This is a genomic window from Streptomyces sp. NPDC038280 (genome assembly GCF_055600045.1).
This window is the reverse complement of record NZ_JBVJYZ010000001.1, coordinates 366,704-388,413: the sequence shown is the minus strand read 5'-3', so window position 1 is coordinate 388,413 and position 21,710 is coordinate 366,704. Positions and strand designations below refer to the sequence as shown.

Here is a 21,710-nt window from a genome sequence, read left to right as displayed (position 1 = left end):
AGCGATCGGATCGGATGTCACCGCACATCCAACCGCCACGACCACCGACCCGGCGAACCTATGCGGTCACAGCACTAGCCGCCGCGCCGCTCCTGCTCCTCCGGAGGGGGCCACCGGTCCGCCGTACTCCCCGGCGCGATCTGGTCCACCACCTCCGCCAGCTCCTGGCACACCCGCTCGATCCTCAGCCGGATGTTCTGCTGCTCGGTCACCACGGCCGCCAGCAGCAGACCCGTCAACGCCACGGACCCGTTGAGCGCCTGCAGATTGACCATGACCTCCAGCAGCGTGTGATGCGCGAACGCCCCGATGCGGTCGGTCGCCGCCCAGATCGCAAGGACGGAGACGAGCAGCGCACAGGGCGCGCTGCCGCCGAGCTGGAATCGCAGGGCCGCCCAGATCACCAGCGGGAAGCAGAGGAACAGCAGGGCGAGGGAGCTCCTCGTGGCCAGCAGGGTGACAGGGACCGCGACGACCGCCAGCACCGCGGCCTCCGCCGCCCGCGACATGTCCCGCGGCGGCCGCGCCCTGCGCAGGACCAGGAGCAGCGGGGTCACCACGATGACGCCCATAGCGTCGCCGGCCCACCACGCGGACCAGACCGGCCAGAACGCGTTCGCCGCGAGGCTGCCGGTCATCACCAGCACACCCGTTCCGACGGTCGCGCTGATCAGCATCGGCACCAGGCCGCCCAGAAAGACGAGCGACAGCCCGTCCCGCAGCCGGTCCAGTTCGGTGCGGAAGCCCACCGCGCGGAGCAACAGGCAGGCCGCCATCGGCGCGAGGGTGTTTCCCGCGACGATCGCCAGACCGGAGAAGCTGAACGAACCGAGCGTCATGATGACGAAGAAGGCGCCGAGAGCGATGCCGGGCCAGACGCGCAGGCCCATCCACAGCAGACAGCTCAGGGCGATGCCCGTGGACGGCCACAGCGGCGTGACGATCGCACCCTCGACCACCACCCGCCGCAGGAGACCGAGCCGTCCGGTCGCGTAGTACGCGGCGGTGACGGCGAGGATCCGCAGCAAGGCTCCGGAGAGACGTCGGAAATCCTCGGTGCGCACCTCGCCATCAGACAACAGGGCTCGCTCGGTGAGTGGCCGACACGCGCCATTCGCCCGCCTTCGCCCCCTCGCCCGACCCCCACCCGACCCTCATCCGTGCGCTTCCCCGACGTCACCGTCCGTAGCCCCGCCCCCTCGCCCGTCCCACTCTCCGTCCGTCCCTCCGTGGCGCAGCACGAGGACCGCGGCGTCGTCCGCGTGGCCGGTGGAATCGGCCACCTTGATCACCTCGGCGGCCAGTTCGCCGGGCGCGGCGTCCACGCCCGCCGCGACCACGCGCGCCACCCGTTCCAGCCCCACCTCGATCGGGAAGGACGGCCCCTCGACGACACCATCGGTGACCAGGACGAACGCCCCCGACTTCGTGAGCCGTCGCCGGGTCACCGGGAAGGCCGCCCCGGGCACCATCCCGAGCGGCGGACCGCCGTCGTCCTCCTCGATGCCGTGGTCCCCGTCGGCGGTGGCCCAGACCGAGGGAACATGGCCGGCACGCGCGCTCGCGAGCTCCCGGGTGGCCGGATCGAAACGGAGAAAACTGCACGTCGCGAAGAGATCGCGGTCCACCGACAGCAACAGGTCATTGGCCAGGCTCAGGACATCGCCCGGGTCACCGGCGGTGGGGGCCACGGCGCGCAGACCGATGCGTACCTGGCCCATGAAGGCGGCCGCCTCCACGTCATGGCCCTGCACGTCGCCGATGGAGAACGCCAGAGCACCTCCGGGCAGGGGGAAGCCGTCGTACCAGTCGCCTCCGACGTCCAGGCCGTGACGGGCGGGCGCGTACCGGGCGGCGGTCCGGAAGCCCGGCAGACCCGGCAGCGAAGCCGGGAGCATCTCGCGCTGGAGCGCCTCGGCCAGCTCGACCCGAGCCCGCTGCAGCGCGGCCCCTTGCCGCGCCTGGGCGGTAAGCGACCCCAGTCTGGTCAGGAGGTCGTCCGCGCTCTCGGGTCGTAGGGCACGACGCCAGGTCATGGGCCGCTCCGAGCAATGGCTGTTCCGGGGGCCGCTGCGTGAGGTTCCACGACTCATCGTATTTCCGGGGCGCGCCCGCCGCCTCGCGAGACGGCTCGGCGCTCCCCGACGGTCTCGGCCGGCGGCGCGGGCCGCGTCGCTAGGCGGAGGCGGTCTCGGCCTCCCCCTCGGTGTCCACATGCGGAAGGATCCGGTCCAGCCAGCGCGGCGTCCACCACGCGGACCTGCCGAGAAGGGTCATGGCCGCCGGGACGAGCAGCAGCCGGACGATCGTCGCGTCGATGAGGACGCTGGCGGCGAGCCCCAGGCCCAGCATCTTGACCACGATGTTGTCGCTGAGGATGAAGGCCGCGAAGACGCTGACCATGATCAGCGCCGCACAGGTGATCACCCGCGCGGTGATCTCCAGCGCGTGCGCCACGGCGGCCTTCGGGTCGCCGGTGCGCAGCCATGCCTCGTGGACCCGGGAGAGCAGGAAGATCTCGTAGTCCATGCTCAGCCCGAAGACGATGGCGAACATCATCATCGGTACATAGCTCTCGATCGGTACGTCGCCGGAGACGCCCAGTGCCGGGCCGCCCCAGCCCCACTGGAAGACGGCCACGACGACGCCGTACGAGGCGGCGATCGACAGCACGTTGAGCACGGCCGCCTTGAGGGCGACGAGAACGCCGCGGAAGACGATGAGGATGACGAGGAAGGCGAGTCCGACGACGACCGCGATGATGAGCAGCAGTCTGCTGGAGACGATGTCCAGGAAGTCGACCTGGGCGGCGGTCGTGCCCGTCACATAGGTACGGGCCTCGGTGCCGGACACCGCCTGGGGCAGGACGTCGTCCACGAGACGGTTGACCAGCCGGGTCGTCCTCTCGTCCTGGGGGCTGGCCACGGAGTACGCCGTCGAGAGGAGCACATCGCCGTCCGACGTGGGGTTGGGCGGGGTGATGACCGCCGCGTCCGGCACTTTGGCCAGGGCGTTGCGCACCGAGGTCGCGAGTGCGGCGCGGTCGGCCTGCGGGACGGCGGTCTGGTCGATCACGAGGGTCATCGGGCCGTTGGAGCCGGGCCCGAAGGCGGTGGACATCAGGTCGTAGGCCCGGCGGTCCGTGAAGGACTTCGGATCGGCGCCGTCGCCGATGTGGCCGAGCTGAATGAAGAACAGCGGGATGGCGAGGACGGCCAGGACCACCACGCCGGACGCCATGAACCACCAGGGGCGGCGCTCCACGCGCAGGGCGTACTGGTGCCAGGTGCCGTGCGCCTCCTGGCCCGGCTCGGCGTCGGTCTCGGCGATGGGCCTGCGGACCCGCAGTCTGTCGATCCGCCGGCCGATCATCGCGAGGACCGCCGGGACCAGGGTGAGCGCGCCGAGCACCGCCGTGACCACGGTGACGGCGGCGGCCAGCCCCAGCTTGCCGATGAAGCTGATGCCGGAGACCCACAGCCCCGACAGGGCGATGACGACCGTGCAGCCGGAGACCAGCACGGCGCGGCCGCTGGTGGCCGTCGCGAGGCCGGCCGCGGTCACCGGGTCCTGGCCGTTCATGAGGTTCTGGCGGTGCCGGGTGATCAGGAAGAGCGCGTAGTCGATGCCGACGCCGAGACCGATCATCGTGGCGAGCGTCGGGGAGACCGTCGCGAAGGTGAAGGCCGCTGCCAGCAGTCCGAGGAGGCCCAGCCCGCAGATCACCGCGACGAGCGCGGTGACCAGGGGCAGGACCGCCGCCACGACGCTGCCGAAGCCGAGCAGCAGCACGAGGATCGCCACCCCGAAGCCGATCGCCTCGCTGGTCCGGTCGTCGGCCTCGGGACGGGCCAGCTCGCCGAGGGGCCCGCCGTACTCGACCGTCACGTCGGCGGCACGCAGGGGCTGGACGGCCGTGTCCACCCCGTGCAGGTAGTCCGGCTCCAGCGTGGCGGGCTGCACGTCGAACCGGACGGTGATGTAGGCCCTCTTCTTGTCGGTGGAGAGCGGACCGACGTTCTGGGTCCCGGCCGGGGGCGCGGGTGCGGCGAGCGGGTTCTGCGCGCTGAGCACATGGGGCAGCTTCTGCAGGTTCGCCACCGCGGTCGCCATCTGGCCGCCGACGCCGGTGAGCGGCTTCGCGGTGTCGTGGAGCACGATCTGCGCGCCGTATCCCCCGGCGACGGGCTCGTGGGCCTTGAGGACGTCGAGCCCGTCCTGCGACTGGGAGCCGGGCAGGGCGAAGTCGTCCGAGTACTCGCCGCCGTACGTACGGTCCAGCACCTGCAGGCCGACGACGGCGGCCAGCCAGAGGACGATGACGGTCACGAAGTGGCGGCCGCACCACTCTCCGAGGCGCCGGAGCGCTCCCTTGGGTCGCGGCGCGCTCGCGCGCTCGGCTGCGGGCCTGGGCACTGTCATGCGTTCTCCCGACGGCCGACGACGCACCCGATCAACGCCATTGAAGGAGGATCCGGCCGCCGCGGCATTTCCACACGGGGGAAACGGGTGACGCGGGCAGCCCTCAGGAAGAGTGATGGGCCAGGGCGCTGTGCGGATCCTGGTCCGCCGCGTGGACGTGGTCCACATGGACGGTCGCTCCGGCGAGCCTCGGCACGGAGTGCAGCAGCGCGTGCTCCGCCGCCACGGCCACGGCGTGGGCCTGGACCACCGTCAGCCCCGGGTCGACCACGACGGCGGTCTCCGCGCGCAGCGTGTGCCCGAGCCAGCGCATCCGTACGCTTCCGACGCCCCGTACGCCCTCGACGTGTGACAGTGCGTGCTCGGCGGCGTCCACAAGGGAAGGATCGACGGCATCCATCAGCCGGTGCCACATGTCACGTGCCGCGCCGCGCAGCACCAGCAGGATCGCGGCGGTGATCCCTAGACCGACGGCCGGGTCGGCCCACCGCCACCCCAGGGCGGCGCCGCCGGCGCCCAGGAGCACCGCGAGCGAGGTGAAGCCGTCGGTGCGGGCGTGCAGGCCGTCCGCGACCAGGGCCGCGGAGCCGATGCGCCGCCCCGTGCGGATCCGGGCCCGGGCCACCCACTCGTTCCCGGCGAAGCCCACCAGCGCCGCCGCCGCGACGGCGCCCAGATGCCCGACGTCCCTGGGTTCGACGAGCCGCCGCACCGCCTCGTACCCGGCGAAGGCCGCCGACGCGGCGATCACCAGGACCACGAAGACCCCGGCCAGGTCCTCGGCCCGTCCGAAGCCGTAGGTGTACCGGCGGGTTGCCGCCCGCCGGCCCAGGACGAAGGCGAGCGCCAGCGGCAGCGCGGTCAGGGCGTCCGTGGCGTTGTGCACGGTGTCACCGAGCAGTGCCACGGACCCCGAGAGACCGGCGACGACCGCCTGGACGACGGTGGTCGCGGCGAGTACCGCGAACGAGAACCACAGGGTCCGCAGTCCCCGCGCCGACCCCTCGAGGGCCCGGTCGATCCGGTCGTGCGTGTGGTGATGATGAGGATGGCGATGGTGGTGTCCATGACCCGTCATGGACACCACCATGGCACTCCAACCCCCTTGCGGCTATTGCCGAGATACGGCCTGTGACCAGCTGCGAAGGGGTTGCGACTACTGCCCCGAGGCGACAACCGGGTAGTGGTCGGAGAGGTTCGTGTATGTGTACTTCGTGCCCCAGCTGGAGACCGTCCAGGGCGCGCTCTGCTCCTTGATCACGGTGTTGGTCCATCCGGCGGGCCTGGCGTGGCCGGCGCGGTGAAGGACGTAGTCCAGATCCTCGCGGGGGTCGTCCGGGTAGCGCTCGGATGCGATCGAGTTCTGGTCGGTGTCGAAGGAGTACGGGTGCCCGGTGCGCGCGTCGGCGCCCGTCAGTCCGCCGTCCGACAGCATCGAGGCGTACTCCGGCGTGCGCGAGTCCACATTGAAGTCGCCCGCCACCAGCACCTGCTCGGACGCGGGAATGTTCTTGGCGTCCAGGAACGCGTCGATCGCCTTGAACTGGCGGCTGCGCATCTGCGCCGCCTCGCCCGCCGAACAGCCCGGGTCGGTCGACTGCGCGTGTGTCCCGACCACATGGACCCTGACGCCATTGACGTTCAGGACCACATACGCGAAGCCCTTGTTGGAGTACCAGTCGGAGCCGCAGGCGTCCTTGTAGACGTACTGCTCCTTGCGCAGGATCGGCCACTTGCTCAGGACCGTGACCCCGCCGTCCTCCGGAGTGGTCGCCGAGTAGGAACCGCCGGTCGCGTCCCACCCGTCCTTGCTGCGCCCCACCACGGGGGTCTGGTACGGGTACTGGGCCGAGGAGTTCCGCTTCAGCGCGTCCGACGCGGCGTTGTCGAACGCCTCCTGGAGCACGACCACGTCATTGCCCTGGTAGAACGACGTCTTCGGGATCTCGGTGGCCCGGTGGTCCTGGCCCCAGTTCGGGTACAGGGTCTTGCTGAAAAGAAACACGTTGTACGTGAGCACCTTCAGCCGCGGGGTCTCCGCGGCGGGGGCGGCCGAAGCCGACGGCGCGGCCGCGGCCAGGCCGGCGGCGGCGAGCACGGTGGACAGGGCCGTGGACACGACCGCACCGGATATCCGGCGGTGGAGCGGGGCATGCGGCACAGGAACTCCCGTTTCTGGTGGGGGGTTGGACCGGCGCCGCACATCAAATCAGCCACGGTTACCTTCCGGTAGCCTCCGGATGCCGGGAATCTTGCCGGGTCGCGTCCGACCCGGGAACTCTTCCTGGCCGGCCCCTCGCATACTGGAGGGGCACGAGCGAGGTGAGCACCGATGACCAGGGCCGAAGACCCCGTACCTCCGCCGACCGGCGGGGTGCTGTGGAGCGTCGCCGGAGACGTCCGCGCCCTGCTGATGCTGCCGGCCGCCCTCACCATGCAGGTCGCCCATCCCGCCGTCGGCGCCGGTGTCGACGAACACTCCGTCTTCCGCACCGACCCCTGGGGCCGTGGAGAGCGCTCCCTGAGGTCGGCGCAGCTCTGGGTGTACGGGGGCGAGGCCGCGGCCGAGGAGGGGCGCCGCCTGCGAAGGCTGCACCGGACGATCCAGGGCACCGACACCCGTGGCCGCCCCTACCACGCGCTCACCCCCGCGAACTACGCCTGGGTCCACGCCACCGGCTTCCCCGTCTACCAGCACGGCCTGCGCTACCTGGCCCGGCCCCTCACCCCGGCACAGGAGCGGCAGCTGTACGCGGAGTGGCTCCAGGTCGGTCGCGTCCTGGGCATCCACGACCGCGACATGCCCCAGACGATCGAGGAGTTCTGGCCGTACTACCGCAAGGTCCTCGCCGACGAACTGGAGCCGACCGCGGTGGTGCGGGAGCTGACCGCGACCGACCAGCCCGTGCCCCCGCCCAACGGGGGGCCCCTGCCCGTGAGGCTCCTGCTGAAGGCGCTGTGGCCGCTGATCCTGCCACCGCTCGCCCGCTTCCGCGCCTTCGTCACCGTCGGCCTCATGCCGCCCGACGCACGTGAGGCGATCGGGCTGCCCTGGACGGACGGGCAGGAACGCAGACTGCGCCGGTTCGCCCGGGTCGTACGGGCCGTGGTTCCCGTACTCCCCGAGCGCCTGCGCTACCTGCCGCTCGCCCGTGAGGCGCGCCGCCGCGACCGGCTCAGCCGGTCGGGCCGCCCCGGGCGATGACGTCCGCGTACCACCGCGCGCTGTCCTTCGGGGTGCGGCGCTGGGTCGCGAAATCCACATGGACGATCCCGAACCGCTTGCCGTACCCGTAGGCCCACTCGAAGTTGTCGAGCAGCGACCACAGGAAGTAGCCCCGGACATCGGCGCCGTCCCCAATGGCCCGGTGCACGGCCGCGAGATGGGCGTGGAGATAGGCGACCCGCTCCGGGTCGTGCACCGCGCCGGACGGGTCGGCGTAGTCGTCGTAGGCCGCGCCGTTCTCCGTGATCACCAGCGGAGTGCCGGGCAGCTCGTCCCGCAGCCGGGTCAGCAGCTCGTACAGCCCGTCGGCGTCCACCGGCCAGTCCATCGCCGTGCGCGGACCGGGGGCGGGAAGGAAGCGGACATGGTCCTCGGCGGCCGGCCACGGCGACGGGGTCTCGCAGCTTCCGGCCCCGACGACCGTGGGGGAGTAGTAGTTGATGCCGAGCGAGTCGATCGGCGTGGAGATCACCTCCAGGTCGCCGTCCCGGACGAAGGACCAGTCGGTGAGGGACGAGGTGTCCGCCACCAGATCGGCGGGCAGCCGGCCGTGGAAGACGGGGTCGAGGAAGATCCGGTTGCCGACCGCGTCGATCCGGCGGGCCGCGTCCCGGTCCGCGTCGGAGTCCGAACGGGCCCGCACCGCATGGAGGTTGAGCGTCAGTGAGATCTCGGCGGACGACGGCAGGGCCGCCCGCAGCACCTGGGCGGCGCGGCCGTGCGCGAGATTGAAGTGGTGGGCCGCGCGCAGGGCGGCCGCGGGCTCCGTGCGGCCCGGGGCGTGGACACCCGAGCCGTAGCCCAGGAAGGCCGCGCACCACGGCTCGTTGAGCGTCGTCCAGGTCGCGACGCGGTCACCCAGTGCCTCCGCCACGATCCCCGCGTAGGCGGCGAACCGCTCGGCGGTCTCCCGGTGCGGCCAGCCTCCCGCGTCCTCCAGCTCCTGGGGGAGGTCCCAGTGGTAGAGCGTCGCGACCGGCCGGATGCCGCAGCCCAGCAGCTCGTCCACAAGCCTTCGGTAGAAGTCCAGGCCCTTCTGGACGGCCGGCCCGCGCCCCGTCGGCTGGACGCGTGGCCACGCGACCGAGAAGCGGTAGTCGGTGACGCCGAGCTCCCTCATCAGCGCGACGTCCTCGCGCATCCGGTGATAGTGGTCGGCGGCGATGTCACCGGTGTCGCCGTTGCGGACCCGGCCCGGTGTGCGGCTGAAGGTGTCCCAGATGGACGGGGTGCGGCCGTCCTCGGCGGCCGCGCCCTCGATCTGGTACGCGGCGGTGGCCGTGCCCCAGCGGAACCCGGCGGGAAAAGCCAGGGTGGGGGCCGCGGGGCGTGCGTCGAGCGCTGTCATCAGGTGGAGGCTCCCAACAGGCGTGTGAAGGAGAGAAGGTGAGGAAGGGTCAGCCCTTGACGGCGCCCTGCATGATGCCGCCGACGATCTGCCGGCCCAGGAGACCGAAGACCAGCAGCACCGGCAGGGTGCCCAGCAGAGTGCCCGCCATGATCACGGACTGGTCGTGGACATAACCGCCGCCCAGCTGGCGCAGCGCGACCTGAACGGTCGGCTCCTGCGACGAGAGCGCCACGATGGGCCAGAAGAAGTCGTTCCAGGCCGCCATGAAGGTCAGCAGTCCCAGCACGGCCATCCCGGGACGGGCGATCGGCACGACGATCGACCAGAAGATCCGTGCCGTGGACGCGCCGTCCACCCGCGCCGCCTCGATCAGCTCGTCGGGCAGCGACTGCACCAGGAACTGCCGCATGAAGAAGACACCGAACGCCGACACCAGACCGGGCAGGATGACCGACTGGAGCTGGTTCACCCACTCCAGCTTCGCGATCAGCATGAAGAGCGGGATCACCCCGAGCTGCGGCGGGATCATCATCGTCCCCACGGTGACCGCGAGCAGCGCGCCCCTGCCGCGGAAACGCAGCTTGGCGAAGGCGAAGCCCGCGAGCGTGCAGCACAGCACCGTCCCGACGGTGATGGAGCCGGAGACGATGAGGGAGTTGAGCAGGGCCTTGCCGATGTCCGCCTCCTCCATCACCGCCTCGACGTTGCGGATCAGGTTCGGTCCGGGCAGCAGTGTCGGCGGCACCTTCGCCAGATCGGCGTTGGAGCGGCTGGCGGCGACGATCGTCCAGTAGAAGGGGAACGCCGAGACGAGTACGGCGACGGCGAGGAACGCGTACGCGAGCTTCCCGCCGTGCAGGGTGCGTCCTGCGCGCGAGGTCATCGGGAACCCTCCCCGCGGTCCTTGGGCGCGCTGTCCCTGAGGGAACGGCGGCGCGCGATCAGGGCGTTGACGCCGACCAGTAGCAGGATCAGCAGGAACATCACCCAGGCGATGGCGGCGGCCCGTCCCAGGTGGAAGAAGCCCCACCCCTGTTCGTACATGTAGAGGCCGAGCGTCTGGTACTGGTGCGAGATGCCGCCCGATATCGACCCCTCGAAGAGCAGGGGTTCACCGAAGAGCTGGGTCGCGCCGATGGTGGAGACGACGGTGGTGAAGACGATCGTGGGACGCAGCCCGGGCAGGGTGACATGGAGGAACTGCCGCCAACGCGAGGCCCCGTCCATCTCCGCCGCCTCGTACAGCTCGGACGGGATCGACTGCATCCCCGCCAGATAGATCAGCGCGTTGTAGCCCGTCCAGCGCCAGACGACGATCGAGGAGACGGCGATCTGCGAGGCGACCGTGCCCGTCTGCCAGTCCACCGGGCCGAACCCCAGGAGCCCCAGGGAGTAGTTGATCAGTCCGAAGTCGCGGCCGAAGAGCTGGGCGAAGACGAGCGTCGCGGCGGCGACCGACGTGGCGTACGGCAGCAGCATCGCCGTACGGAAAAAGGTCCGCCCGCGCAGCTTGTAGTTGAGCAGATGCGCGAGGCCCAGGGCCATCACCAGCTGGGGGACGGTCGAAATCACCCCGATGGTGAAGGTGTTGCGCAGCGCGATCCAGAAGAACTCGTCGGTGAAGAGCGCGGCGTAGTTGCCGAGTCCCCGCCACCGCATGTCACCGGGCGTCTGGAGCTCGACCCGGTGGAGCGAGACGAACGCGGTGTAGATCAGCGGGAAGAGGCCGAAGGCGGCGAACAGGGTGAAGAAGGGGGCGATGTAGGCGTACGGCGAGAGCGTGCGCCAGGCGCGGCGTGCGGCGGGCACGGGGCGCACGGGGCGCGGAGGCGGCGAGGTCGCCGTTCCGGCCGGTGCGGTGAGGGTCATCGTGCGGCCCTTCGGGAGTCGGTACGGGGGTGTCGGGACCGGAGTCGGGAACCGGGGACCGGCCGGCGGGGGAGGGGGAAGGCCGGCCCCCGGTACCCGGGTCAGCCGGTGGCGTTCTCGACACCCTTCTTCGCGTTCGACCAGGCCTTCTCCGGCGAGGTGCCCTTCCGCTCGACCTCGCTGAGCGCGTTGGTGATCTGGTCGGCGACGTTCTTGTCGTGGATGCCGAGGACCTGCACCGGGGCGGCCTTCGCCGCGTCTCCGAAGATCTGCCCGATCGGCGCGCCCGAGAAGTACGGGTCCTTCGCGTCGGCGACCTCGGCGATGGCACCGGTCGACGAGGGGAAGTTCCCCTGCTTGCGGAAGAGCGCGGCCTGCTGTTCGGGGGCGGTGAGCCACTGGATCAGCTCGTACGCCTCCTTCTTGTGCTTGGCCGCGCGCGGGACGGTCAGATACGAGCCACCCCAGTTTCCGGCGCCGCCGGGCAGCTTGGCGATGTCCCACTTGCCCTTGCCCGCGTCGCCGGCCTGGCCCTTGATGTACCCGAGCATCCATGCGGGGCAGGGGAGGGTGGCGAAGGAGCCGGAGGAGAAGGCCTGGTTCCACTGCGGGGACCACTGGTCGAGCTTGGCGCTCAGCCCTTCCTTCGCCGCCTCGGTGGAGGCGTCCCAGGCGGCCTGGACCGCCGGATTGTTCTCGTAGACCAGCGCGCCGGAGGCGTCGTAGTACCGCTCCTTCTCCTGGCCGATCATGATCGTGAAGAGGCTGCCCACGCTGTCCAGCCACGCGCTCTTGGCCGGAGCCTTCGCCTTGTACTGCTTGCCGAGTTCCAGATAGCCGTCCCAGGTGGACCACTTGGCGGCCAGCTGCGCGCGATCGGTGGGCAGCCCGGCCTGCTTGAACAGATCGCTGCGGTAGCACATGGCCTCGGGGCCGACGTCCGTGCCGAGCCCGAGGACGCGGCCGTCCTTGGTGGTCGCCGCGGACCACTTGGCCTCGGCGAACTCCCCCTTGAGCTTGTCGGCGCCGTACTTCTTCAGGTCCTCGAACTTGTCGGCCTGCTGCTGGGTGACCGAGGCGATCCGGCCGACCTCGACGGCCTGGACGTCGGCGAGGCCGCCGCCGCCCGCGAGCCGGGTCTGCAGCGACTTCCAGTAGTCCTGTTCGTCCTCGGTGTCGGTCTGCTTGATGGTGACGCCGGGGTGGAGCTTCTCGTACTGCGCGTAGAGCCCGGCCTCCTTGTAGCCGAACGAGCCGAAGAGGTCGACGGTGAGCGTGACCTTGCCGCCCGCGCCGTCGGACGCGCTGTCCGATGAGCCGGATCCACAGGCGGCGAGCAGGGCCCCGCTGAGGGCGACCGCGCCGAGGCGCACGGCGGCCCTCTTGACGGCGGCTCTCTTGGCGGCTCGGGCGATGGGCATGGGAAGCCTCCCTTGGCTTCGTGCGGGAGCGAAAGCGCGTCCTGACCGGCCAAACAGGGTCTGAGAGCGCTCTCAGGAATGCGTCTGGAGCGTGCCCCTTCCAGCCCCCTCCCGTCAAGAGTCGAACGCATAACGGCTTGGCCTTCGACCCAAGTCCCCCTGCTGCCGGGTGTATTGACAGGCGCGTTTCAGGAGTTTTACGTTCCTCGCCATCTGAGAGCGCTCTCGGACGCCCTTTCCCCCACCACTTCGAGGTGCCGTCCATGCCAGCCCATCGCGCCCCATCAGCCGCCCGCGGCAGAGCCACCGCCGCGATCCTCCTGGTCACCGCCCTGGCCACCGCCGGCCTGGCCGGCCCCGCCGCGGCCCCGGCCGCCGCCGCCACCGTCCCCGTCGGCTCCGGCAGCTACTCCGACACCCGCCCCGCGGGAACCTCGGGCCCCACCACCAACACCGGCGCGCCCGTCCTCCCCAAGGTCACCCCCGCCGCCCAGGGCAAGCCCGTGCCCACCAACGACTGGTGGTCGTCACTGGCCTTCCAGCGCTACGGCGACAACCCCTACTCCACCCCGATGTACGGCCACCCCCTCACCTACCAGGCCACCGCCGCCGGCCTGGACATCGGCTACCCGACAGCCGCCGCCATCGTCGGCGACGGCCGCCAGTACGAGTTCGCCCACAAGCGCGATCTCACCCTCGGCCTGAGCGGGCTCAACTCCCCGGACACCAAGGCCGACGCCTGGTCCGACTGGACCGTCACGCCGTACTGGTCCGACGGCACCCGCACCCTGCGCACCACCATCGGCCACGGCCTGCCCTTCGTATACGCCAAGGGCACCGGTGGCAGCGCCCAGATCACGACCGCCACCGCGCCCACCGTCTTCGCCGACCAGGGCAACGTCCTCGGCATCACGGTGGCCGGCCACCACTACGCCCTGTTCGCCCCGACCGGCAGCGACTGGAACATCTCCGGCTCCACCCTCACCGCCGGCCTGGGTGCCAAGGACTACTTCTCGCTGGCCGTGCTGCCCTCCACGGACGCCCTCGCCACCTACCGGAAGTACGCCTTCAGCTTCGTCACCGGGTCGAAGGCGACCTGGAGCTACGGCGGCGGGCAGGTCGGCGCCACCTACACCCTCACCACCCAGGCCCAGGAGGGTGGTGAGACCGGTACGCTCCAGGCGCTCTACCGCCACCAGTGGCTGCACAGCACCGATCCGCTCACGCCGTACACCTATGTCTCACCGCGCGGCGCCATGAAGGTCCGCGCCTCCACCACCTTCACCACCACGCAGAAGGCCGCGGCCGTGCTGCCGGGGCTGCCCAGGTCGGCGGGCACGGACGCGGCCAGGCTCAGGGGCCATCTGAACGAGGCCGCGAACGCCGCCGACCCCTTCTCCGGCGCCACCGACACCTACTGGACCGGCAAGGCGCTCGGCCGCCTCGCGCAGCTCGTCCCGGCCGCCGACCAGATCGGCGAGAGCGCGACCCGCGACAAGCTGCTCGGACTTCTCAAGGGCCGGCTGCAGGACTGGTTCACGGCGGGCGGCGCGAACGAGTTCTCCTACGACAGGAACTGGAAGACGCTCACCGGCTACCCCGCGTCCTACGGCAGCGACACCGAACTCAACGACCACCACTTCCACTACTCGTACTACGTCTACGCGGCGGCGATCGTCGCCCAGTACGACCCGGCGTGGGCCGCCGAATCCGCCTGGGGCGGCATGGTGAAGGCGCTCGTGCGGGACGCCGCCAACCCCAGCCGCACCGACACCGCCTTCCCGTTCCTGCGCGGCTTCGACGTGTACGCCGGCCACAGCTGGGCCTCGGGCCACCAGGGCTTCGCCGCGGGCAACAACCAGGAGTCCTCGTCGGAGTCCACCAACCTCAGCGCGGGCCTGGTGCTCTGGGGCTCGGCCACCGGTGACGCCACACTGCGGGATCTCGGCGTCTATCTGCTGACCACCGAGTCCGAGGCGATCGCCCAGTACTGGTTCGACGCCGACCAGCAGGTCTTCCCGTCGTCCTTCGGGCATGACACGGCCGGCATGGTGTGGGGAAGCGGCGCCGCGTACGCCACCTGGTGGACGGCCAATCCCGAAGAGATCCACGGCATCAACGTGCTCCCGGTGACGGGAGGTTCGCTCCATCTGGCCGGGGAGAAGGCCGCCATCCGGCGCAATCTCGCCGAGATGGAACGGGAGAACGGCGGCCCGGCCGTCGAGTGGCGCGACATCCTCTGGGAGTTCCAGGCGCTCGCCGACCCGGCGGCGGCGAAGGCGAAGTGGGACGCGGGCAACGCCGGATACACCCCCGAGCAGGGCGAGTCCAAGGCCCATACCTACCACTGGATCTCGACCCTGGACGCGCTGGGCGCACCCGACGCGACCGTGACCGGTGACCTCGCCACCTCGGCGGTGTTCACCAAGGGCACGGTACGGACGTACGCGGCGCACAACCACGGCTCGACCGCGCGCACGGTCACCTTCTCCGACGGCGCCAAGCTCACCGTGCCGGCGCGCTCCACGGCCACCGGCACCGGAACCGGCGGCGATCCCGACCCGGACCCCGGCCCGTCCACCGGCAACACCTTCCAGCTGCGCACCGGCGGTGTCCTCACCACCGCCACCGGCGCCACGGCCGGCAGCGACACCCTCGCTTCCGCCGGAGGGGCCAACTACGACGGCACACCGCACCAGCCCCTCGTCTACGAGGCGAAGAACGTCAACGGCACCCTGAAGGCCGGTGCCGTCACCGCCTTCCGCCTCCAGGTCGACGCGGGCGCCACGGTCGGTCTCGGACAGCAGGCCAGGATCAGCTACGACCTCACCGGCGACGGCACCTTCGACCGGACCGAGACGTACCACTACTTCGCGACCGACCCGGTGACGGGATGGGAGGAGTACGACCAGTCCCGCGGCCTGAAGTCGGCGACCGGTGCGCTGGGCGACCTGCGGGGTGGCACCGTACGCCTCGAGGTGTGGCACGCCATCGGCAACGGCACGGCGAAGCTCCGGACCGGCACGGACCGGTCCGTCCTCGTCATTCCGTACGAGTAGCCGGAAGCGGCAGCGGTCAGGAGCGGCGGCCGGCCGGCAGTGACCGCGAGCAGTGACCAGGAGCCGCGGCCCGGAGTGGTGGCCGGGTGACAACGGTCTCCGGCTTCAGGCCGAGGCCCGGCGGACCAGTTCCGTCGGAGTGATCACCGAGCCCGGGGCGCCCGCCCCGGGCTCGTCCTCGTCGCCGTTCAGCACACGCATCAGCAGTCGCACCATCAACCGGCCCATCCCCTCGATGTCCTGACGGACCGTCGTCAACGGCGGCAGGGCCGACTCGGCGACCGGCACCATGTCGTCGAAGCCGACCACCGCGACGTCCTCCGGCACGCGCAGACCGCGCTCGCGGAGCACCCGCAGGGCTCCGCACGCCATCAGGTCGTTGGAGGCGAAGACCGCGTCCGGCGCGGGACCGCGGTCCAGCAGCTCCGCCATCGCCCGCGCGCCGCTCTCCTCGGTGAAGTCGCCATGGGCGATCAGGGCGGAACCGGCGTCCAGGAGGACGTCGCGGTAGCCGTCGATCCGGTCGATCGCGGAGGTCTGGTCGCGCGGGCCCGCGATGTGCGCGATGCGCTCACGCCCCAGGGAGAGCAGATGGCGCACCGCTTGCCGGGCGCCTCCCCGGTTGTCGCAGTCGACGTACGGCACCGCGAGCTCGGCGTCGGCTCCGGGCCACCCCGGCCGGCCACCGAAGACCGTGGGCACGTTGACCCGGCGGATGATCGAGGGCAGTTCGTCGTCGTTGTGGAGGGAGAAGGCGAGCGCGCCGTCGACGTGGCCGCCGCCGAGATAGCGGGCGATCCGGTCGTAGTCGCCCGAGCCCTCCACCCAGAGCAGCACCAACTGGGCGTCGTGAGCGGTCAGCTCACGGCTGATGCCACGGACCTGCTGCTCGAAGAACGGGTCGGAGAAGATCCGGAACTCGGGCTCCGCGATGATCACGGCGACCGCGCCGTTCCGTCGCGTGACGAGGGAGCGGGCCGCGTGGTTCGGGACGTAGCCGAGTTCCTCGACGGCCCGGCTGACCTTCTCCACCAGGGGCCGGCGGACACCCGCGCCGCCGTTCACGACACGGGAGGCCGTCGCCCGGGAGACTCCGGCGCGCGCCGCGACGGCTTCCAGGGTGGGACGGGACCCAGAGGTCGGATCGGACAACGGATGCTCCTCGTCGGGCGCGGCGGGCGGACCGTACGGGAGGTCGGGACCTCCGTACACCAGAGAGGGTATCCGGTTCCGCGAGCGGTGAGAGCGCTCTCATGACGATGGCCCGCCTGGCCCGCGCGCACAAGCGCCGCCCGCCCCTCCGTGGGGCGGACGGCGCCGGCGGCGTCGGTCCGGACGCCGCGCGGACCTCAGTGACCGTGGCCGTGCTCGTGCACCGTGTTCGTCGCGGCGATCTTCTTCCACGACTTCGGCTGGACGGGCTTCGCCGCCGACCCGGCCGACGGGCCGGAGCGCGTCGCCGCCCCCGACCCGGCGATCCTCGCCCCGGCGGCAGCCGACGCCGCCGGCTTCTCCGGCTGGTACAGCCAGGTGTCGAAGAGTCCGGCGAGCGGCTTGCCCGACACCTTCTCCGCGTACGTCACGAAGTCGGAGACCTTCGCGTTGCCGTAGGCGCGCTCGGCCGGCCAGCCCTTGAGGATCGCGAAGAAGTCCTCGTCCCCGATCTCGTTGCGCAGCGCCTGGAGGGCGAGCGCTCCGCGGTCGTAGACGGCGATGTCGAACTGCTTGTCCGGGCCCGGGTCCCCCGGCTTGACCGTCCAGAACGGGTCGTCCGCCGCCCGCTGCGCGTACACGTAGTCGGCGAGCTCCTGGGCCGTGCCCTCGCCCTCCTTCTCCGACCACAGCCACTGGCTGTAGCGGGCGAAGCCCTCGTTGACCCAGATGTCCTTCCAGCCGTCGACGGAGACGCTGTCGCCGTACCACTGGTGGGCTAGCTCATGGACCACCACGGAGACGTTCGCGCCATTGGCGAACTGGCGCGGGCTGTAGAACGGCCTGGTCTGCGTCTCCAGCGCGAAGCCGCTGGTCACATTGGGAACGTAACCGCCGAGCGCGTTGAACGGGTACGGCCCGAAGACCTCCTCCAGCCACTCCGCCACCTCGGTGGTGCGCTCGATGGAGGCACGCGCCGCGCCCGCGTTGTCGCCGAGGTCCCTGCTGTACGCGTTGAGCACGGGCAGACCGCTCGCGGTCTTGTCGGTGGTGATGTCGAACTTGCCGATGGCGAGTGTGGCGAGATACGTGGCCTGGGGCTTGTTGGAGCGCCAGTTGTAGCGGGTCCGGCCGAGCTTCGACGACTGCGACTGCAGGGTGCCGTTGCTGATCGCCTGCGTACCGTCCGGCACCGAGACCGAGACGTCGAAGGTGGCCTTGTCCAGCGGGTGGTCGTTGGACGGGAACCACCAGACGGCCGAGTCCGGCTCCTGGGCGGCGACGCCGCCGTCCGGGGTGCGGTGCCACGCCGTCCAGCCGTCGATCTTCAGCTCGGAGGGCTTGCCCGCGTAGCGGACGACGACCGAGACGGTCCTGCCCTTGTCGAGCGGCGTGACCGGGGTGACCTCCAGCTCATGGGCCCCGGAGGCGGTGAACCCCGCCTTCTTGCCGTTCACCCGCACCTCGCTGACCTTCAGGCCGAGGTCGAGGTTGAAGCGGGAGAGGTTCTGCTTGGTGGTGGCGACGATCGTTGCCGTGCCCTCCAGCAGATCGGTCTCCGGCTGGTACGTCAGCCGGAGGTCGTAGTGGGATACGTCGTATCCGCCGTTGCCGCTGGCCGGGTAATAGGGGTCGCCGATTCCCGGGGTGCCCGGAACGTAGTCGGCGGCCGATGCCGGGATCGCCAGCAGCAGGGAGGCCGCGAGAGCGCTCGGGACGATCAGTCTGCGGTGCACGGAAGCTCTCCAAGTGGTAGGACCGGAAGATCTCTTGAAGACTATTCAGCCCCTTCGCGCGCAGTCATGTCCATGGCCCCTTCTGTCACACGATCGCCATTTGGCGGACATGAACCGCCATCGACCCGGGTGCCCCTTCAGTCGCGATGGTCCGCCGACTGCCCTCTTTTGCACGGGAGTTCACTCCAGTACGGTCCGCCCATGCCGATATCCGCGCGGAGAACCCCGTTGTCGTGCAGAACGCTGGTGGTGGCGGCCGTGGCCGCCCTGATGACCGCACTGGCCCCGTCGTCCGGCGCGCTCGCCGCGACCGGTGTCCCCCGGGGCCACGCCGGGGAATCCAGGCCCGTCTACTCCTACGACGACGCCATCCGTGAGTCCGTCTGGGTGGACACCGGTCTCGACGGGGACGCCGACGGCCGCGCCGACCGGGTCGCCGTCGACATCGTGCGCCCGCGGGAAGCCTCCGCGAGCGGCCGCAAGGTACCCGTGATCATGGATGCGAGTCCGTACTACGCCTGCTGCGGACGAGGCAACGAGAGCCAGAAGAAGACCTACGACAGCAACGGCGATCCGGTGCAGTTCCCGCTCTTCTACGACAACTACTTCGTCCCGCGCGGTTATGCCTTCGTCGCCGTGGATCTGGCCGGAACCAGTCGCTCCGACGGCTGCGACGACGTCGGAGGACCCTCGGACATCCAGTCCGCCAAGGCCGTCGTCGACTGGCTGAACGGCCGCGCACGCGGCTACACCACCCGTACGGGCTCCGACCGCGCGCGGGCCACGAGCTGGTCCACGGGCAGGACCGGCATGATCGGGAAGAGCTGGGACGGCACCATCGCCAACGGCGTCGCCGCGACCGGGGTCGAAGGCCTGGAGACGATCGTCCCGATCGGCGCCATCTCCTCCTGGTACGACTACTACTTCGCCCAGGGCGCCCCGCTCTACGACTCCGGCCCCGAGTGGCTCTCCGACTACGTCGACACCCCCGAGGCACGGGGGCGTTGCGCGGCCGTCCAGCAGCGCCTGATCGAGGGCGCCCCGCGCACGGGCGACCGGACCCCGCTGTGGGACACGCGCGACTATGTGCGCCACGCCGCCAAGGTCCGGGCCAGCGTCTTCGTCGTCCACGGCATGCAGGACCTCAACGTCCGTACCAAGCACTTCGGTCAGTGGTGGGACGCCCTCGCCGGACAGGGCGTCGCACGCAAGATCTGGCTCTCCCAGACGGGGCACGTCGACCCGTTCGACTTCCGCCGCGCCGTGTGGGTCCCGACCCTCCACCGCTGGTTCGACCACTACCTCCTCGGCTACGACAACGGCATCGACCGCGAGCCGATGGCCGACATCGAGAGGTCCCCCGACCGGTGGACCACCGACCGTTCCTGGCCGCCGAGGACCACCGCGGCCACCACCCTGCGACCCGGTACGGGAGCCGCCGCCGGTGTCGGCACGCTCGGCCTGGCCCCGGCGAAGCCCGGCGCCGCCGAGACCTTCACGGACGACCCGAAGCTGGGTGAGACCGACTGGGCGGCCCACATCGATCAGCCGACCTCCTCGAAGGCCGGGTTCATCACCCGCTCGCTGACGAAGGACCTGCGTCTTTCCGGGTCCTCGAAGGTCACGGTCACCGCGACCCCGACCACCACCAGCGCCCACCTCTCCGCCGTCCTCGTCGACCTGGGCCCCGACACGATCCGGGACTACACGGCCACCGGCGAAGGCATCACGACGCTCCCCGAACGCACCTGCTGGGGGGCGAGCACGACCGGAGACAGTGCCTGCTTCAAGGAGACGAGGGCCGCGGCCGCCGCCGTCGGCCACACCGTCTTCAGCCGCGGCTGGGCCGACCTCGGCACGTGGGCCGACCCCCGCAAGGGCCGCCCGCTGACCCCCGGCAGGGCGTACACGCTCACCATCGACCTCGCGGCGAGCGACCATGTCGTCCCGGCCGGGCACCGGCTCGCCCTGATCATCGGCGGCACGGACAAGGACCTCATCGACCCGCCCGCCTCCACCCCCACGCTGACGCTGGACCTCGCCCGCACCACGGCGCGGGTGCCGCTGGTCGGTGGTGCGGCCTCCTTCGTACGCGCCACTTCCGGCGCCGCGGCCCCGCGCCCCGGCCATCTCGACAGCGGTGTGGCCGCGCCGCGCTCCCACCGCCCGATCCCCGGAGGAACGCGATGAGGCCCCTCGCCCGCACGCTCGCGCTCGCCGTCACCGCCGCCGCGCTCGCCCTGCCGCTGGTCACCGCCCCCGCCCAGGCGGCCGGCTCCGCCCCTCCGCGCACCGGCTTCGAGAGCACCGCGGGCGCCCGCTGGACCACCCAGCCCGAGGAGCAGGCCTTCCTCGCCGCCGTCGACCGTGGGAGCGACCGCGTTTCGACGCGGACCATCGGCTCCACCGGCCAGGGCAGGCCGCTCCAGCTGGTCACCATCGGCACCGCCCGCACCGAGAACATCCTCCTGCTGATCTGCAGCCAGCACGGTGACGAACCGTCCGGCCGCGAAGCCTGTCTCACCACCGTCCGCGACCTCGGCTACGCCGAGGACAGGGAGACGCGCCGCTTCCTCTCCCGTACGACCGTCCTCGTCGTCCCCACCGCCAACCCCGACGGCCGGGCGGCGGACACCCGCGGCAACGCCGACGGCGTCGACATCAACCGCGACCACATCGCCCTCAAGACCGCCGAGGGCCGGGCCCTGGCCGCCGTCATCCGCGACCGCCGGCCCGACGTGATCTACGACCTCCACGAGTACGGAGGCACCACGCCGTACTACGACAAGGACCTGCTCGCGCTCTGGCCGCGCAACCTCAACACCGACGACCGTGTCCATGCCGAGGCCCGCACACTCTCCGAGAGCCATGTGCGCCCCGCGGCGGGGGAGGCGGGCTTCAGCAGCGGCATCTACGGAATCTGGACCGACCCGGTCACCGGCGAACCCCTCAAGCAGGTCGCGGGCGACGGCCAGGAGCGCATCCTGCGCAACACGGCCGGCGTCAAGCACTCCGTCGGCCTGCTCGTCGAAACCCGGGTCGAGCCCCTGACGGAGGCGGACAAGAAGGACCCGGCGCACAACAACCGGCGCCGGGTCGGCTCCCAACTGGCCGCCCTGGACGGCGCGTTCTCGTACGTCGACGAGCGGCGGGCCGGGATCGAGGCGGCCACCTCGGCCGCCTGGCGCGCCGGGTTCACCGACAGCGGCCCGGTCTATCTCGGCGGCGCCGACAACGACCCGGCGGAACCCGCCGAGATCCTCCAGGACCCGCCCTGCGGATACCGGCTGGACGCCACGCAGTACGCCGACGTCAGGGACGAACTCGCGCTGCACGGTGTGATCTCCCGGCCCGCGGGGGACGGGGCGTTCGTACCGCTTCGGCAGTCACGGCGCGACCTCGTGGCGCTGCTGCTCGACGAGCGCGCGGCCTACCGTCTCACCACTGGTCAGCCGGTCACCGCCTGTTGAGGCG

The 21,710-nt window shown here is 71.1% G+C and carries 15 protein-coding genes; 4 read left to right on the top strand and 11 right to left on the bottom strand.

Annotation, left to right across the window (positions count from 1 at the left end):
- Positions 1–74 precede the first annotated feature (74 nt).
- The 5 genes from ACZ7J0_RS01700 to sph all read right to left on the bottom strand — a co-directional run bounded on the left by ACZ7J0_RS01700 (position 75) and on the right by sph (position 6,541).
- Complete coding sequence (locus tag ACZ7J0_RS01700; protein ID WP_470882983.1) at positions 75–1,064, bottom strand: MASE1 domain-containing protein; 990 nt, start codon at positions 1,062–1,064, stop codon at positions 75–77.
- Between the two features lie 90 nt (positions 1,065–1,154).
- Positions 1,155–2,036, bottom strand: a complete 882-nt coding sequence (locus ACZ7J0_RS01695; RefSeq protein WP_470882982.1) for a PP2C family protein-serine/threonine phosphatase — start codon at positions 2,034–2,036, stop codon at positions 1,155–1,157.
- Positions 2,037–2,175: 139 nt separating this feature from the next.
- The gene (locus ACZ7J0_RS01690) at positions 2,176–4,422 is read right to left on the bottom strand and encodes an MMPL family transporter (RefSeq protein ID WP_470882981.1); all 2,247 of its coding nucleotides are present in this window, start codon (positions 4,420–4,422) and stop codon (positions 2,176–2,178) included.
- Positions 4,423–4,525: 103 nt separating this feature from the next.
- The gene (locus ACZ7J0_RS01685; protein ID WP_470882980.1) at positions 4,526–5,500 is read right to left on the bottom strand and encodes a cation diffusion facilitator family transporter; all 975 of its coding nucleotides are present in this window, start codon (positions 5,498–5,500) and stop codon (positions 4,526–4,528) included.
- 78 nt (positions 5,501–5,578) lie between these two features.
- Complete coding sequence (gene sph / locus ACZ7J0_RS01680; RefSeq protein ID WP_470882979.1) at positions 5,579–6,541, bottom strand: sphingomyelin phosphodiesterase; 963 nt, start codon at positions 6,539–6,541, stop codon at positions 5,579–5,581.
- A gap of 213 nt (positions 6,542–6,754) precedes the next feature.
- Here sph and ACZ7J0_RS01675 point away from each other — a divergent pair, with 213 nt between their 5' ends.
- Positions 6,755–7,627: an oxygenase MpaB family protein gene (locus ACZ7J0_RS01675; protein ID WP_470882978.1), complete on the top strand. Its 873-nt coding sequence runs from the start codon at positions 6,755–6,757 to the stop codon at positions 7,625–7,627.
- Here the strand turns inward: ACZ7J0_RS01675 and ACZ7J0_RS01670 are convergent.
- The 4 genes from ACZ7J0_RS01670 to ACZ7J0_RS01655 form a co-directional block, all read right to left on the bottom strand.
- Complete coding sequence (locus ACZ7J0_RS01670) at positions 7,599–8,996, bottom strand: GH1 family beta-glucosidase (RefSeq protein WP_470882977.1); 1,398 nt, start codon at positions 8,994–8,996, stop codon at positions 7,599–7,601. The genes ACZ7J0_RS01675 and ACZ7J0_RS01670 overlap by 29 nt on opposite strands.
- A 49-nt stretch (positions 8,997–9,045) precedes the next feature.
- Positions 9,046–9,882 carry a carbohydrate ABC transporter permease gene (locus ACZ7J0_RS01665; RefSeq protein ID WP_470882976.1) on the bottom strand — a complete coding sequence of 279 codons (837 nt, stop codon included), beginning with the start codon at positions 9,880–9,882 and terminating at the stop codon, positions 9,046–9,048.
- Positions 9,879–10,868 (bottom strand): carbohydrate ABC transporter permease, encoded by a 990-nt coding sequence (locus ACZ7J0_RS01660; protein ID WP_470882975.1) that lies wholly within the window; start codon positions 10,866–10,868, stop codon positions 9,879–9,881. Before ACZ7J0_RS01660 ends, ACZ7J0_RS01665 begins: the two co-directional genes overlap by 4 nt.
- 101 nt (positions 10,869–10,969) lie before the next feature.
- Positions 10,970–12,289 (bottom strand): ABC transporter substrate-binding protein, encoded by a 1,320-nt coding sequence (locus tag ACZ7J0_RS01655; protein WP_470882974.1) that lies wholly within the window; start codon positions 12,287–12,289, stop codon positions 10,970–10,972.
- 263 nt (positions 12,290–12,552) lie between these two features.
- Here ACZ7J0_RS01655 and ACZ7J0_RS01650 point away from each other — a divergent pair, with 263 nt between their 5' ends.
- Positions 12,553–15,348 carry a glycosyl hydrolase gene (locus ACZ7J0_RS01650; protein ID WP_470882973.1) on the top strand — a complete coding sequence of 932 codons (2,796 nt, stop codon included), beginning with the start codon at positions 12,553–12,555 and terminating at the stop codon, positions 15,346–15,348.
- A gap of 105 nt (positions 15,349–15,453) precedes the next feature.
- Here the strand turns inward: ACZ7J0_RS01650 and ACZ7J0_RS01645 are convergent, their stop codons facing one another.
- Together ACZ7J0_RS01645 and ACZ7J0_RS01640 are read right to left on the bottom strand one after the other, a co-directional pair.
- The gene (locus ACZ7J0_RS01645; protein ID WP_470882972.1) at positions 15,454–16,500 is read right to left on the bottom strand and encodes a LacI family DNA-binding transcriptional regulator; all 1,047 of its coding nucleotides are present in this window, start codon (positions 16,498–16,500) and stop codon (positions 15,454–15,456) included.
- 197 nt (positions 16,501–16,697) lie between these two features.
- Complete coding sequence (locus ACZ7J0_RS01640) at positions 16,698–18,236, bottom strand: M1 family metallopeptidase (protein ID WP_470882971.1); 1,539 nt, start codon at positions 18,234–18,236, stop codon at positions 16,698–16,700.
- Between the two features lie 201 nt (positions 18,237–18,437).
- Here ACZ7J0_RS01640 and ACZ7J0_RS01635 point away from each other — a divergent pair, with 201 nt between their 5' ends.
- Both ACZ7J0_RS01635 and ACZ7J0_RS01630 read left to right on the top strand, forming a co-directional pair.
- Complete coding sequence (locus ACZ7J0_RS01635; protein ID WP_470882970.1) at positions 18,438–20,426, top strand: Xaa-Pro dipeptidyl-peptidase; 1,989 nt, start codon at positions 18,438–18,440, stop codon at positions 20,424–20,426.
- Positions 20,423–21,706, top strand: coding sequence for a M14 family metallopeptidase (locus ACZ7J0_RS01630; RefSeq protein ID WP_470882969.1), 1,284 nt, complete (start codon positions 20,423–20,425; stop codon positions 21,704–21,706). Before ACZ7J0_RS01635 ends, ACZ7J0_RS01630 begins: the two co-directional genes overlap by 4 nt.
- Positions 21,707–21,710 lie beyond the last annotated feature (4 nt).